Annotated in this window: 14 protein-coding genes; 9 read left to right on the forward strand and 5 right to left on the reverse strand. The window is 71.2% G+C overall.

The genetic code is table 11. The annotated features are described in order from the left end of the window. Positions 1-90 precede the first annotated feature (90 nt). Complete coding sequence (locus ACIA5C_RS14110; protein WP_396054376.1) at positions 91-1,185, reverse strand: AI-2E family transporter; 1,095 nt, start codon at positions 1,183-1,185, stop codon at positions 91-93. Here ACIA5C_RS14110 and ACIA5C_RS14115 point away from each other — a divergent pair. After that, positions 1,091-1,336, forward strand: coding sequence for a pentapeptide repeat-containing protein (locus ACIA5C_RS14115; protein WP_396054378.1), 246 nt, complete (start codon positions 1,091-1,093; stop codon positions 1,334-1,336). The genes ACIA5C_RS14110 and ACIA5C_RS14115 overlap by 95 nt on opposite strands. Positions 1,337-1,450: 114 nt before the next feature. Here ACIA5C_RS14115 and ACIA5C_RS14120 read toward each other — a convergent pair whose 3' ends face one another. The 3 genes from ACIA5C_RS14120 to mce form a co-directional block, all read right to left on the reverse strand. After that, positions 1,451-3,079 (reverse strand): Laminin subunit beta-1, encoded by a 1,629-nt coding sequence (locus tag ACIA5C_RS14120; protein ID WP_396054380.1) that lies wholly within the window; start codon positions 3,077-3,079, stop codon positions 1,451-1,453. A gap of 282 nt (positions 3,080-3,361) precedes the next feature. Continuing rightward, positions 3,362-4,672: a DivIVA domain-containing protein gene (locus tag ACIA5C_RS14125; RefSeq protein ID WP_396054382.1), complete on the reverse strand. Its 1,311-nt coding sequence runs from the start codon at positions 4,670-4,672 to the stop codon at positions 3,362-3,364. A 280-nt stretch (positions 4,673-4,952) separates the two neighbouring features. Beyond that, positions 4,953-5,399, reverse strand: coding sequence for a methylmalonyl-CoA epimerase (mce, locus tag ACIA5C_RS14130; protein WP_396054384.1), 447 nt, complete (start codon positions 5,397-5,399; stop codon positions 4,953-4,955). 44 nt (positions 5,400-5,443) lie between these two features. Here mce and ACIA5C_RS14135 point away from each other — a divergent pair, with 44 nt between their 5' ends. The 4 genes from ACIA5C_RS14135 (at position 5,444) to ACIA5C_RS14150 (ending at position 8,703) form a co-directional block, all read left to right on the forward strand. After that, positions 5,444-6,622, forward strand: a complete 1,179-nt coding sequence (locus tag ACIA5C_RS14135; RefSeq protein WP_396054386.1) for an acetyl-CoA C-acetyltransferase — start codon at positions 5,444-5,446, stop codon at positions 6,620-6,622. Then, complete coding sequence (gene meaB / locus ACIA5C_RS14140; protein WP_396054389.1) at positions 6,619-7,572, forward strand: methylmalonyl Co-A mutase-associated GTPase MeaB; 954 nt, start codon at positions 6,619-6,621, stop codon at positions 7,570-7,572. Before ACIA5C_RS14135 ends, meaB begins: the two co-directional genes overlap by 4 nt. Before the next feature lie 62 nt (positions 7,573-7,634). After that, the gene (locus ACIA5C_RS14145; RefSeq protein WP_396054391.1) at positions 7,635-8,093 is read left to right on the forward strand and encodes a nuclear transport factor 2 family protein; all 459 of its coding nucleotides are present in this window, start codon (positions 7,635-7,637) and stop codon (positions 8,091-8,093) included. A gap of 4 nt (positions 8,094-8,097) precedes the next feature. Then, positions 8,098-8,703, forward strand: a complete 606-nt coding sequence (locus ACIA5C_RS14150) for a TetR/AcrR family transcriptional regulator (protein WP_396054393.1) — start codon at positions 8,098-8,100, stop codon at positions 8,701-8,703. Positions 8,704-8,836: 133 nt separating this feature from the next. Here ACIA5C_RS14150 and ACIA5C_RS14155 read toward each other — a convergent pair whose 3' ends face one another. Next, complete coding sequence (locus tag ACIA5C_RS14155) at positions 8,837-9,439, reverse strand: PadR family transcriptional regulator (RefSeq protein ID WP_396054395.1); 603 nt, start codon at positions 9,437-9,439, stop codon at positions 8,837-8,839. 53 nt (positions 9,440-9,492) lie between these two features. Between ACIA5C_RS14155 and ACIA5C_RS14160 the strand changes: the two genes are divergently transcribed. The 4 genes from ACIA5C_RS14160 to ACIA5C_RS14175 all read left to right on the forward strand — a co-directional run bounded on the left by ACIA5C_RS14160 (position 9,493) and on the right by ACIA5C_RS14175 (position 14,580). Continuing rightward, positions 9,493-10,707 carry an FAD-dependent oxidoreductase gene (locus tag ACIA5C_RS14160; RefSeq protein ID WP_396054397.1) on the forward strand — a complete coding sequence of 405 codons (1,215 nt, stop codon included), beginning with the start codon at positions 9,493-9,495 and terminating at the stop codon, positions 10,705-10,707. 85 nt (positions 10,708-10,792) lie between these two features. Next, positions 10,793-12,274: a diguanylate cyclase domain-containing protein gene (locus ACIA5C_RS14165; RefSeq protein WP_396054399.1), complete on the forward strand. Its 1,482-nt coding sequence runs from the start codon at positions 10,793-10,795 to the stop codon at positions 12,272-12,274. 18 nt (positions 12,275-12,292) lie between these two features. After that, positions 12,293-12,865, forward strand: a complete 573-nt coding sequence (locus ACIA5C_RS14170; RefSeq protein ID WP_396054401.1) for a GNAT family N-acetyltransferase — start codon at positions 12,293-12,295, stop codon at positions 12,863-12,865. A 41-nt stretch (positions 12,866-12,906) separates the two neighbouring features. Further along, positions 12,907-14,580: a methylmalonyl-CoA mutase gene (locus tag ACIA5C_RS14175; protein ID WP_396054403.1), complete on the forward strand. Its 1,674-nt coding sequence runs from the start codon at positions 12,907-12,909 to the stop codon at positions 14,578-14,580. The last annotated feature ends 56 nt before the right edge of the window (positions 14,581-14,636 follow it).

Consider the following 14,636-nt stretch of genomic DNA (forward strand, 5'->3'; position numbering starts at 1 on the left):
TCGTCGCTGAGCACCAACTCGGCCCGCGGCCGGCCACGACCAGACATGACCACAGCCTACATTTAGATTAGGGACTTCCGGCGCACCACACTAGCGGTCCTCCTGCGCGGGGACCAGCACCTCGCGCATGATCAGCTGGACCGCCGCAACCATCGGGATCGCCACCAGCGCCCCGATCACGCCGAACAGCGCCACCCCGAGCAGGGCCGCCACCACCGCGGCCACGTCGCTCACCTTGACCGAGCGGCGCATCACGTTCGGATAGATCAGGTAGTTCTCGATCTGCTGGTAGACGATGAAGAACGCGGCGCAGACCAGGCCGGCGGTCAGCGAGTGGGCGAAGCCGACCAGGCTCACGATCACCGCGCCCAGCGTGGCCCCGATCTGCGGGATCAGGTCGCAGACGGCAACCACGACGGCAAGCGCGAACGGGTAGCCCAGTCCGAGGATGAGGGCGAGCACGAAGCTGCTCGCCCCGGCCACCAGCGCGATCATCAACGCGCCGACCATGTACGCCCCGACCTTGGTCAGGATCTCGTCGGTCAGCAGGCGCACCCGGTTGCGCCGGGACGCCGGCACCAGCGAGTAACCGCCCTCGCGGATGCGGTCGAACGACGCCATGAAGTAGATCGTCAGCACCAGCACGGTGAGAACGTTGAAGATCGTGCCGAACAGCAGCCTGGCCCCGCCGAGCACGCCGCCGACCGCACTGCCGACCGTCGTCGGGTTGAGCGCGTTCTTGACCTTGGTGAGCAGGTCGTAGCGCTGGACCAGGTCGTTCACCGTCTTGTTGCGCTGGAGGCTCTCGATGTAGTCCGGCACGTTGTTGATCAGCTGGGTGGTCTGGCTGACCAGCGGCGGGATCAGCGAGACGATGGCCCCGGCGAGCAGGCCGACCACCACCAGGGCGACGATCGCGACGGCGGCGCCGCGCGGCAGACCCCACTTGCGCAGCCGGACCACGGCCGGGTTGAGGCCGATCGCCAGGAACAGCGCAATGAAGATCAGAACCAGGATCGAGGCGGCGTTGCGGACGCCGAGGAAGATCGCGTACGCGAGGATCAGCCCGAGCCCCATCAGCAGGCCGAACATGAACGGGTTACGCCGGCTCAGCGGCGGCCCGGGTCGCCCGAAGCGGCCCGCCCGGTGGTCTTCCTCGGCCGCGTCGACCGGCGGGTCGTCCACGGCCCGGGCCGTCTCGGGCCCGGTCTTTTCGGGCCCGGTCTTTTCGGGCCCGGTCTCTTCGAGAGCGGTCCTTTCGAGAGCGGTCTTTTCAGGAGCGGTCTTTTCAGGCGCGGTCTTCTCGGGCGCGGTCTTCTCGGGCGCGGTCGGGTGATCGGTCACCGGGAAGCCTTCCGTCGTCGGCCGAAGCTGTCGGCCGGGACGTTATCTCCACCGGAGCCGGAAACGCTACGCCTTACTTCGGTGTCGGCCGAATTTGCGACGGTGATTATTCGGCGTCGGCCCCGACCCGGCTCGCCGGCGGCACGGTCACCTTGGCCGACGCGGAGACCTTGCCCGACGTGTGCTGCCCGGCGCCGGGCTTGTCGGCCGCGGCGTGCGCGCCCTTGACCTCAGCAGCATGGGCGGCCTTGGTGTTGGCGTCGGTGGCGGCGTGCGCGGCATTGGTGCTGGCGTCGACCGCGGCGTGCGCGGCCTTGGTGTTGGCATCGGCGGCGTGCGCGGCCTTGGGGTTGGCGTCGACCGCGGCGTGCGCGGCCTTGGGGTTGGCGTCGGCGGCGGCGTGGGACGCCTTGGCCTCCGCGGAGTGGGCCCCGACCGGGCCGCCGGCCACCGCCTTCTCCGGCTCGGCCGGAACGTCGTCCGGTAGGTCGTCGGGCGAGGCGGCCGCGGCGAGCACCGCCGCGGAGGCCAGTTCGGCCACCCGCTTGGCTTCCTTCTGCACCTGACGGCGTACGTCGGCCGCGTGCCGCTCGGCGGCCTCGCCCGCCTTCTTGGCCTGTGCCAGCCGGCTGATCTCGGTTTCCAGTTCTTTCCGGGTCGCGGAGAGGCGCTGGCCGACCCGCGCGGCCTCCTGCTCGCCGGCGCGCGCCTGGTCCTGGGCCGCGGTCACCCGGCCCTGAGCCTCGGCGATCTTGGCCTCGGCGGCCTCGAGCTCGCGCGCCGACTTCGCCATTTTCTCCTGCTGGGCGGCGATCTCCTTGCGGACCGCGGTGGCCTGGTCGTCGGAGCGGCGGAGCACCTCTTCGGCGTACTTGTCGGCTTCGTTGCGCAAGTCGGCGCACTGCTTCTCGACCCCGCTGCGGAGCTGGGCCAGCTCCTGCACCACGGCCTGGCGGCGCTGGGCCAGCTCGTGCTCGACGCTCGCCTTGAGCTCGCTGTGGTCGCGCTCGGCGGCGGCCCGGGCGGCCACGATCTCCTGCTGCGCCTTCTCCCGCAGGGCCTTGATCTCCTGATCGGCCTGCATGCGGGTGGACTGGACGTAGCCGTCGGCCTCGGCGCGGGCGCGCTGGGTCTCGCGGGCGGTGCGGTCGGTGATCTGCTGGGCCTCGGCGCGGGCCCGGCCCAGCGCCTGCTCGGCCTCGGCGCGCATCTGCTCGGCCGAGTGGCGGGCGGCGGCCAGCGCCTTTTCCGACGCGGCGCGCCGGGCCGCGTCGGCTCGCTCCTCGTCCTTGCGGCGGGCGGCCAGCGCGATCTCGAAGTCGCGGACGGCGTCGTGGGCGTGTGCCTCGGCCTCGGCCCGGATGCGCTCCGCCTCGGCCAGCCGGCCGGCGATGTCGTCGGTGGCCGATGCTTTGATCGCTTCGGCCTGCTCCTCGGCCAGCGTGAGGATCTGCTCGACCCGGGGGCCGAGGTGACGGAACGAGACCTCGCCGCTGAGCGGACCCTGGCGGCGGGCCTGGACGGCCTCCTGCTGGAGTTGCTCGATCCGCGCGTTCATCGCCTGGATCTGGGAGTAGGCCTGCTCGCGCTCGGCGGACAGCGCGGCTATCTCGTTCTCGGCTCGGGCGACGTAGCGTTCGACCTGCTTCTTCTCGTATCCCCGCAGGGCGGTCTCGAAGCTGGGCTCGGTGGCCGCGTCCCCGCCGAGACCGAAGATTTCACCGCCGTGCGACATGTTGTCCATCCTCACATACGCATCGTCCCGCGACGTACCGATACACACCGTCCTGAGCGGAGTATGCGTCTAGTTGTGATTTGTCTGGGCCGGCCGACATGGCCAGGCTACGCGCCCACAAACGAGTCAGGCCGCATCGGAGAAACTCCGATACGGCCTTCGTCGTACAGGTTGGCCGCCGTCCGCTTTACCGTGGCGTACCCACCGGAAGTACGCAACTCAAGCGGCCAGTGGCGAATGACTCAGCTGAGAATCACCTGGTGGCCCGGCTTTCGGCTCGTCTCAGCTGTTGGTCTGGGCGGGAACCGGCTTGTCGCCCTCGGCCTTGGCCTGCTCGGGAGCGCGCTGCGCCGGAGCCTCGGCGGGCTTCGCCGCCTCGGCCGGCTTGGCTGCCGCCGCGGCGGCCGCCGGGCCGCCGACGCCCGGCACGAGACCGGACAGGCCGGAGAGCATCTGGCCCAGCTGGTTGGTGACCGCGTCCTTCTGACGGGTCAGGTCTTCCACCTCGCGCTTGGCCGCCTGGGTGGTCAGCTCGGCCTCGGTGCGGGCCTCGCTCAGCAGGCGCTGGGCCTCGGCGCGGGCCTCGCTGACCGTCTTCTCGGCCAGGGCGCGCGACTTTTCCGTGGTCTCGTTGGCGTGCCGCTCCGACTCGACCCGGCGCTGCTCGGCCCGCTGCTCGATCTCCTTGGCCCGGTCCTCGGCCGCGCTGGCCCGCTGCTCGGCCTCGGACACCATCTTCTGGGTCGCGGTGACCTGGGCGTGGTGCCGCTGCGACTCCTCGCGCTCGGCCTTCTCGCGCCGCTCGGCGATCTCGAGCGCCAGGGCCTGCAGGTCTTTGTCGCGCTTGTCGCGGGCGTCGGTCAGCATCTTGGTCGCCTCGGCGCGCTTCTCCTCCGACTCGCGGGAGACCTTGGCCCGCAGCTGGGTAATCTCGCGCTCGGCGGTGGCCCGCAGCGACGCCACCTCGCGCTCGACCGTCGACTTCAGCTCGGCGACCTCGTGCGCGGTGACCGTGCGCAGCTGCTTGGTCTCCCGGTCGGCATCGGACCGGAGCGTGTCGGCCTCGCGCCGGGCCTGCACCCGGGCCTCGGCGGCCTCCCGCTCGGCGTGCGTGCGCACCTGGCCGGCCTCACGCTCGGCGGTCGCCTTCATCGCGGCGGCCTCGGCCCGCGCCTTGTCGGTGATCTCGCGCGCCTCGAGGCGGGCCGCGGAGAGGATGCCCTCGGACTCCCGCTTGGCCTCGCTGCGGTGATCGTTGGCCTGTTCCTCGGCCAGCCGCAGAATCTGCTCGACCCGGGTGCCCAGCCCGGAGAGCGTCGGCCGGTTGTTTTCCTCGAGCAGCTTGTTGCTGTCGGCCAGCTTCTGCTCGAGGGCGTTGAGACGCTGCTCAGCCTGGCGCAGACGGCGCTGCGCATCGTTCATCCGCTGCTCGGCCTCGCCACGGGCCTGCTCGGACTGATTGAGCGCGGCGACCAGGCGGCCGAGATGGGCGTCGACCTGCCCCCGGTCATAACCACGCAGCACGACAGTGAAATCGTGCTGGGAGTTTGCGGTGTCGAAGAAGGCCAGGTTCTGATCCTGCTGCTGGGGCATTGGGCCATCCTGGCGAAGACACACGGGCCACGCAAGAGCGAACGGACATCAGAAAAGCAAACCTAGATCAGCTTTGACCAGCCCGGGAGCATGGCCGTCGGCTGTTCGGGCGGGCGCGACCGTCCGGGTGTCGGCAACGGCTCGCCCGCACCGCCACCTGCTACATCCGGGGTTCGGTCAGCAACTGTCCACTGAGTATCGCGGTCGCGCCGCTCAATGCCCCTGATCCTGCCAGCCCGGGCCGCCGATGTGCGGATGATTCACTCACAAGAGGTACGAATCACGCAGGCTCCACCAATTCCACCAAAACTCCTCCGGCGTCCTTCGGGTGCACGAAGTTGATGCGCGACCCGGCCGTACCCCGGCGTGCCGTCTCATAGAGAAGGCGCAACCCGCGGGCCCGCAGCGCCACCGCGGTCGCCTCGACGTCGGCCACCGTGTAGGCCAGTTGTTGCAGGCCCGGGCCGCTCCGGTCGAGGAACCTGGCGATCGCCGAGTCGGGCCGCGCCGGGGCGAGCAGTTGCAGGCGGGGCCCGCTGCCGTCGCCGACCGCCAGCATCGCCTCGCGAACGCCCTGCTCCTCGTTCGTCTCCTCGTGCACGCAGCGCATGCCGAAGGTCTCGGCATAGAAGGTCAGTGCCGCATCCAGGTCGGCAACCGCGACACCGACGTGGTCGATGCGCAAGAATTCGACGGCGGGGGCCGGGTTGGTCGAGGTGTCGGTCATGGCACTAGTCTTACCTAACTAAACGTCCGTTAAGGGGAGCACCCGTGACCAGCTCGGTGATCGTCAGTGGCGCCCGCACACCGATGGGCCGCCTGCTCGGCAACCTCAGGAACGTGTCCGCCACCGCACTCGGCGGCCGGGCCATCGAAGCCGCCCTCGAGCGCGGCGGCGTCCGCCCCGACCAGGTGCAATATGTGATCATGGGCCAGGTGCTGCAGGCCGGTGCCGGACAGATCCCGGCTCGTCAGGCGGCGGTCGCGGCGGGCATCCCGATGACGACGCCCGCCCTCACGGTCAACAAGGTGTGCCTGTCCGGGCTCGACGCGATCGCGCTGGCCGACCAACTGATCCGGGCCGGCGAGTTCGACATCGTGGTGGCCGGCGGCATGGAGTCGATGACCAACGCGCCGCACCTGCTGATGAACCAGCGGCAGGGCACCAAGTTCGGCGACGTGCTGGTGCGCGACCACATGGCGTTCGACGGTCTGATGGATCCGTGGGACGGCGTCGCGATGGGCGAGTCGACCGAGCGCAGCGGCAAAGACCTCGGCATCGGCCGCGAGGAGCAGGACGCCTTCTCGGCCCGCAGCCACCAGCGGGCGGCCGCCGCCCAGCGCGAGGGCCGGTTCGCCGAGGAGATCGTGCCGGTCCGGACCGGGCAGCGCGGCACCGACACCGCGATCGACACCGACGAGGGCGTGCGGCCCGAGGCCACCACCGAGTCACTCGGCAAGCTGCGCCCGGCCTTCGCCAAGGACGGCACGATCACCGCCGGCAGCTCGTCGCCGATCTCCGACGGCGCCGCCGCGGTCGTGGTGATGAGCAGGGCCAAGGCCGAGGAGCTCGGGCTGACCTGGCTGGCCGAGATCGTGTCGCACGGCAACGTGGCCGGCCCCGACGCGTCGCTGCAGTCGCAGCCGTCCAACGCGATCCGGCACGCCCTCGGCAAGGCCGGCCTGACCACCGACGACCTCGACCTGATCGAGATCAACGAGGCCTTCGCGCAGGTGGTCATCCAGTCGACGCGCGAACTGAAGGTCGACGAGGAGATCGTCAACGTCAACGGCGGCGCGATCGCGCTCGGCCACCCGATCGGCATGTCGGGCGCCCGCCTGGTGCTCACCCTGGCCCTCGAACTGAAGCGCCGCGGTGGCGGCCTCGGCGCGGCGGGCCTGTGCGGGGGCGGCGGACAGGGTGACGCTCTGATCGTGCGGGTGCCGTGAGGCGGAGCCGCGACGTACCGGCGCTGGTCGCCGCGGCCCGTGACGGCGACCCGCGGTCGGTGGCCCGCTTGATCAGCCTGGTCGAGAACGGCGACCCGGCGCTGCCCGACGTCGCGGCCGCGCTGGCGCCCTACGCGGGCCGTGCCCAGGTCGTCGGCCTGACCGGCGCGCCCGGCGTGGGCAAGTCCACGACGACCAACGAACTGGTCCGGTCGCTGCGAGCGGCCGGGCACCGGATCGGTGTGCTCGCCGTCGACCCGTCCTCGCCGTTCACCGGGGGAGCGATCCTCGGTGACCGGGTCCGCATGCAGGAACACACCACCGACCGCGGGGTCTACATCCGCTCGATGTCGAGCCGGGGCCAGCTGGGCGGCCTGGCCGCGGCCACCCCGCAGGCGGTCCGGGTGCTCGAGGGCGCCGGCTGTGACGTGATCCTGGTCGAGACGGTCGGCGTCGGCCAGGCCGAGGTCGAGATCGCCTCCCTCGCCGACACCACGCTGGTCCTGCTGGCGCCGGGCATGGGCGACGCGATCCAGGCGGTCAAGGCCGGCGTGCTCGAGATCGCCGACATCTTCGTGATCAACAAGGCCGACCGGCCGGGCGCCGACGCCACCTACCGCGACATCCAGGGGATGCTCGCGCTGGGCGAGCGGGAGCCGGGCGACTGGCGGCCGCAGGTGGTGCGGGCGACGGCGGTGCGCGGCGAGGGCATCGACGACGTGGTCGCGGCGATCGGGAAGCATCGCGGCTGGCTCACCGACACCGGAAACCTGCGACTCCGGCGCGAGCGCCGGGCCGCGGGCGAGGTCGAGGCGATCGCGCTGGGCACGCTGCGGGCGCGGATCGGCGGCGTCCGCGAGGGTACGGCGCTGGCGACGCTCGCCGCCCGGGTCGCGGACGGTGACATCGACCCGTACGCCGCCGCCGACGAGCTGATCAAGGGGCTCTAGTTTTTAGCGACAGCCTGTCGTAATCTTTTGCGACAGGCTGTCGTAACGAAGGGTGCCCGTTGATGGACGACCGTGCCGATCTCATCGAACTGTTCGGACGCTACGCCGACATCGCCGACCGGAAGGAGTTCACCGAGCTGCCCGGCCTGGTCTTCACCGACCCGGTGACACTCGACTTCTCCTCGGTCGCCCCCATCCCGCCGATGACCACCCCGCTGCCCGACTACGTCGAGATCCTCCGCGGCTCCTTCGCGCCCTTCGCGGCGACCCACCACGTCATCACCGGGCACGTGATCGAGCTCGACGGCGACCGCGCGACGATCCACGCCCACGTGCGAGCCGAGCACTGGGTCCCGGACGACGTCGCCGGCGGCGGGCCCAACCGCTGGCTGGTGGTCGGCTTCTACGACAACGAGGCGGTCCGCACGGCGGACGGCTGGCGTCTCAGCCGCGTGAAGCTCACCTCGACGTACCAGGAGAACCCGCAGCTGTCGGGCGTCGCCCGGGGTGCGGCAGGATGATCGGATGCCGCGCATCCGGGGAGCCAGCATCTCCGAGCACCACGAGATGGTGTGGGCCGACCTCGCCGAGGCGATGCGGCAGCTGCTGCTCGAGCGCGACTACGACTCGATAAACATGGGCCACATCGCGGCCCGGGCCGGCCTCGCCCGCAACACGCTCTACAACTACGCCCCCGACAAGAGGGCGCTGGTCCTGGCGCTGACCCGGCGGGCGGCCCGGCCCGCGCTCGAAAGTGTCGCCTCGATCGCCGCGCGCTCGGAGGCCCCGGCCGCCGAGCGGATGCGGGAGATCGTCGAGGCGGTCCTCGAAGCCTCCACCGACCCGGCCATGCAACCGATGTTCCGGCCCGGCTCCGGCCCGCTGGTCGACGAGATGCCGAAGGGGCCCGGCGGCCCCTTCCACGCGATCGTCGTCGAGGTGGAGAACGTCGTACGGGACGGCATCGCGCGCGGAGAGTTCCGCGATGTCGGCGACGTGCCGCTCACGGTGGAGCTGTTGTCGGGGGTCATGCGGGCGGGCGCCGAGGGCATCGGCCGCGACCCGTCCACCTTCGCGGCCACGGTCGGCGCCGCGCGCGAGATCATCCTCGCGTCTCTCACGCCGGGCTGAGCGTCTCTCACGCCGGGCTGAGCGTCTCTCACGCCGGGCTGAGCGTCTCTCACGCCGGGCTGAGCGTCTCTCGCGCCGGGCTGAGCGTCTCTCGCGCCGGGCTGAGCGTCTCTCGCGCCGGGCTGAGCGTCTCTCATGCCTGGCTGAACTGCTCCAGGGTCTGGGTGATCAGCTCGAGGTCCCAGGTCAGGCGGCCGGTGGCGAGGTCGTCGACCACGCCCTTCAGCCAGGCGATCTCGGCCGTCACCATCGCCGCGCGGTATTCGTCCTCGATCAGGAACAGCCGGGGCATGCCCGGTGGGGCCTGCTCCCGCAGGGCGGTCAGCCGCTCCTCCTGGGCCCGCATCCGCCTCTCCAGCAGCTCTTGCACCACCGCCGGGGCGAGCACCGCCAGGAGCGCGAGCGCGACCGGGAACTCCGGGAACTCGCGGGCCGGCGTCGGCAGCATCGAGGTCAGCCAGCGGTGCATGGTGTCGGCGCCGGCGTCGGTCACCTCGTACGTCGTCCGCTCCGGGCGTCCCGCCTCGCGGGCGGTGCTCGCCGGGCGGGCCAGTCCGTCCCGCACCAGGCGTTCCAGGGCCTGGTAGACGCTGTTGCGCTGGGCCACGTTGACCAGTTGGTCCTGCCCGCGCTCCTTGATCACCTGCTGCATCCGGTAGGGGTGCATCGGCGCCTCGACGAGCAGCGCCAGCAACACCAGTCCCAACGTCGAGCGGCGCGGTTCCGTGGAGGTCACGGTCCCAGCCTAAAGGGCTTGCGGTTAGTAGTCATGTCATGGATAGTCAGAGTATGACTAAAGCAGCTGTGGTCGCCGGTGGCGGCATCGCCGGCACGCTCGCCGCCATCGCCCTGCACGACGCCGGATGGCGGCCCACGATCTACGAGGCCAAGACCGCCGACGCCGACGAGCGCGGCGCGTTCCTGACCGTCGCGGTCAACGGGCTCAACGCGCTACGGACCCTCGGCCTCGACCCGTCCGCCGTTCTGAAGGCCGGCTTCGCCACGCCGGCCCTGCAACTCGGCAACGGCGCCGGGCGGCGGCTCGCGGTCCTCCCGCTCGGCGGCCCGCTCCCCGACGGCACGACCACGACGACGATCCGGCGGGCCGACCTCTACGCCGCCCTGCGCACGGTCGCGGCCGAGCGCGGCACCCCGATCGCGTACGGGAAACGCCTGGACGGCGTCGACGAGGAACGTGACCGGGTGACGGTGCGATTCGCCGACGGGACGACCGCGACCGGCGAACTTCTCGTCGGGGCGGACGGGCTCCGATCCCGTACGCGCGCAGCCCTGAACCCGAACGGCCCGGCGCCGAATTATCTCGGCCTTCTCAACGCCGGAGGTTTCACCGACCGGCCGATCGAGGCCGACCTCGACCGCACGCCCGGCGTGGTGCACATGACCTTCGGCAAGCGGTCGTTCTTCGGCTGGACGATCGCGCCGGACGGCGCGGTGTGGTGGTTCGCGAACCCGCCGAGGAAACAGCCGGTGCGCTCCGGCGAATTCACCCCGGAGGGCTGGCGGGCCCACCTGATCGAGTTGTTCGCGGGCGACGCCGGCCCGGCCGCCGCGATCGTGCGGGCGACCAGCGAGGCGCTCGGCCCATGGAACACCGAGGACCTGCCGCGGGTGCCGGCCTGGCGCAGCGGCCGGGTGGTGCTGCTCGGCGACGCGGCGCACGCGGTCTCGCCGGCCTCCGGGCAGGGGGCCTCGATGGCGATGGAGGACGCGGCGACGCTCAGCCGTTCGCTGGCCAAGGCCGGGGCCAAGGCCGGGGCCGGGGCCGGGGCCGGGGCCGGCGACCTGGCGGCCGCGCTCGCCGACTACGAGCAGCGGCGCCGGCGCCGGGTCGAGAAGGTGGTTGCGGTCGGCCGGCGCAACGGCAGCGGCAAGACGGCCGGGCCGGTCGGCGGGGCGATCCGCGACGCGCTCACGCCGTTGATCATGAAATTGGTCTACCGCAACGGCGACCCCCAGGCCTGGATCCTCGAACACCGGGTCTAGGAAGCACTCATCCGGCCGCCGCCGCCGCCGATCATCGGTTCAGACCCGTGCCGTCCGGCCCGGGGCTGCGCGGATCGAGGTGTTCATGAGCGGGCGACGCCCGGACCTCCTGGCGGTGGTGCTCGCCGTGCTCGGCATCCTCGTGATCCCCCTGGCCGTCGGCTTCGCCCCGGGCGGATGGGCCTCGCTCGGCGTGCCCTGCTGGATCGCGCTCGGCGTCATCCACCTGACGTACGTCTACGTCGCGCGCGGTGTCGCCGTGCTCAACCGGAAGGACGACGGCGGCCGCCGGATGTGGACTCTCGCCGCCTGGGCCGGCGTGTCCCTCGTCGCCGGCGACCTCGTCGAGATCTGCGAGTGCGCGTACTTCCCGCCCAGCCGCTTCACGATCATCGGCGGCAACGTGCAGGCCGCCATGACCGTCATCGCGATGGCCCTGCTGCTGGTCGGCATGCTGCGCTACCCGAGCGGGCGCACCGAGAAGGGGGAACGGTCCCGGCTGCGGCTGGACATGGCCACCGTCATGGGCAGCGCGACCACCTGCGGCCTGCTGCTCCTCCAGCTTCCGCAGGGCGAGACCGGCTGGCGCTGGGCGATCGACCTGACCACCGCGCTGCTGATTCAGCCCGGGATCTTCCTGGTCGCCCTGTTCGCGTTGGTCAAACTGTTCCTGGGCAACCGGCCGCCGTTCACCCGCCCGGCCGCGATCGTCACCGGCCTGGCCGGAGCGGTGCAGGCCGTCACCCAGGCGGCCCCGGCGGCGTTCTATCTGAAACCACACGGCGGCACCTGGGTGATGGCCGGCAACATCGTCGCGAGCACGCTGCTGACCGTCGGTTTCCGCATCCAGTGGGTACGGAACCGATCTCATCCGTCGGGAGCGGTCCGTCGGCCCCGCCGGGCCTACAGTTCCCTGCCGTACGCCGCGATGGCCGTCACCTGGGCGGCGTCCGTCGGGTCGATGGCCGCCGACGGCCTGTCGTGGCGCAGCTGGAGCGTGATCACCGGCTCGATGGTCACCACCGCCCTGGTGATCGCCCGTCAGGTGGCCGCATTCCGCCACATCGAGGAACTGCTCCGCGAACGCGACCTGCTCGCCGCCCGGCTGACCGAGCAGGCCTACCACGACTCGCTGACCGGCCTGGCCAACCGCGCCTTGTTCATGAACCGGCTGACCGAGTTGCTGGCCACCGGCCCGGTCACCGTCTTCCTGATCGACCTCGACGACTTCAAGCCGGTCAACGACTCGCTCGGCCACGCGACCGGTGACCAGTTGCTGGTCGAGGTGGCGTCCCGGTTGCGGCGGTGCGTACGCGCCGAGGACACCGTGGCCCGGCTCGGCGGCGACGAGTTCGCGGTGCTGGCAGCCGACCCGACCGGCCTCCTCGACGCGCTGACCGCCGCCCTGAACGACACGGTCCGGCTGGGTGACGCCGAGGTCCGCCTCCGGGCCAGCGTGGGCCAGGCCACCAGCCGCCCGGACGCCGACGACGCCGACTCGGTGCTGCACTCGGCCGACATGGCGATGTACGCCGTCAAGAACGCCGCCCGCTCCTACTCCCGGTGATCCTTTAAGTTCCTCGGCATGGGACTGCTTACCGAGCCGGTCGTGGCGGCCGGGTCGATGGCCGGGATGCGACAGCCGGAGATCGCCGGCGACGGGGTGGTGCTGCGGCCCTGGCGGGACGACGACCTGAGAACCGTGCTGGCCGGTTACGCCGATCCGGCGATCCAGCGGTGGCACGTGAAGTCGATGGACGAGCAGGAGGCCCGCGCCTGGATCGCACACTGGCCGGGCCGTTGGGCGGCCGAGACCGGGGCGGGCTGGGCGATCACCCGCGACGGTCACGAGGCGGTCGGCCAGATCAGCCTCAGCCGGCTGGACCTGAGTCAGGGCGCGGCCAGTGTGTCGTACTGGGTCCTGCCGGAGGCCCGCGGAGAGGGACTGGCCCGCCGGGCCCTCGACGCACTGGCCGGCTGGGTTTTCCGCACTCTCGGCCTCTATCGCCTGCAGGCGTCGCACTCGACCGCCAACCCGTCCTCGTGCCGGGTGGCCGAGAAGGCGGGTCTGCGGGCCGAGGGAACCCAGCGGGGCGAGGGCCGGCACGTCGACGGCTGGCACGACATGCACCTGCATGCGCGCCTGGCCATCGATTGACAAGCCTTAGCGATCGTTCAGTTCTGCTCTACGATGGTGCCATGGATGCAGCCGACATCGCCGCCGGCCGGGAGCGCTGGCAGCAGCGCTACGACGCGGCCCGCAAGCGGGACGCCGACTTCACGACACTCTCCGGCTCGCCGGTCGAGCCGGTCTACGGGCCGCCCGACGGCGTGAGCTATCCGGGGTTCGACCGGATCGGCTGGCCGGGCGAGTTCCCCTACACGCGCGGGCTCTACCCGACCGGCTACCGCGGCCGCACCTGGACGATCCGGCAGTTCGCGGGTTTCGGCAACGCGAAGCAGACCAACGAGCGCTACAAGATGATTCTCGGCGCGGGCGGCGGCGGGCTGAGCGTGGCGTTCGACATGCCGACGCTGATGGGCCGCGACTCCGACGACCCGCAGTCGCTCGGCGAGGTCGGCCACTGCGGCGTGGCGATCGACTCGGCCGCCGACATGGACGTGCTGTTCGACGGCATCAACCTGCAGGACGTCACCACCAGCATGACGATCTCCGGACCGGCCGTGCCGATCTTCTGCATGTACCTGGTGGCGGCCGAGCGTCAGGGTGCCGACCTGGGCAAACTCGACGGCACGCTGCAGACCGACATCTTCAAGGAATACATCGCGCAGAAGGAGTGGCTGTTCGCCCCCGAGCCGCACCTGCGCCTGATCGGCGACCTGATGGAATACTGCGCCGCTTCCATTCCGCGCTACAAGCCGCTGTCGGTGAGCGGCTACCACATCCGGGAAGCCGGATCGACTGCCGCGCAGGAACTGGCGTACACCCTGGCCGACGGCTTCGGCTACGTCGAGCTGGGCCTGTCACGCGGCCTGGACGTCAACCAGTTCGCCCCCGGGCTCAGCTTCTTCTTCGACTCCCACATCGACTTCTTCGAGGAGATCGCCAAGTTCCGGGCCGCCCGCCGCATCTGGGCCCGGCACCTGCGCGACGACTACGGCGCGACCAGCGAGAAGGCGCTCTGGCTGAAGTTCCACACCCAGACCGCCGGGGTCAGCCTGACCGCCCAGCAGCCCGTCAACAACGTCGTGCGTACGGCGGTCGAGGCGCTCGCCGCGGTCCTCGGCGGCACCAACTCGTTGCACACCAACGCCCTCGACGAGACGCTCGCGCTGCCGACCGACGAGTCGGCCGAGATCGCCCTGCGCACCCAGCAGGTGCTGATGGAGGAGACCGGGGTGGTCAACGTGGCCGACCCGCTGGGCGGGGCCTGGTTCGTCGAGGCGCTGACCGACCGCATCGAGGCCGAGGCGGAAGAGATCTTCGCCCGCATCCGGGCACTCGGCTCGGACGGCACCATCACCCAGGGCATCCTGCACGGCATCGACGACGGCTGGTTCACCGCCAACATCGCCGAGGCGGCCTTCGTCTACCAGCAGGCCCTGGAAAAGAACGCCAAGCGCATCGTCGGGGTCAACGCCCACACCGGCACGGTGACGAAGGACCTTCAGATCCTCCGGGTCTCCCACGAGGTCGAGGTCGAGCAGAACCGCGCGCTCACCGCGCGGCGGGCGGAGCGCGATTCCGTACGCGTCAAGGCCGCCCTCGAAGCGCTGGTCGCGACCGCCCGCACCGAGCGCAACATGATCCCCGCGATGCTCGAGGCGGCCCGCGCCGAGGCGACCCTGGGCGAGATCTGCGACGCCCTGAAGGGCGAGTGGGGCATCTATCGGGAGCCGGCCCGATTCTAGGTTTGTGACGTCCGATATCAGCTGTCCGGCGGCGCGGCGAATCGCCTCGTCAGCGT

This window comes from Actinoplanes sp. NPDC051343, assembly GCF_044455125.1.
Taxonomy (GTDB): Bacteria; Actinomycetota; Actinomycetes; order Mycobacteriales; family Micromonosporaceae; genus Actinoplanes.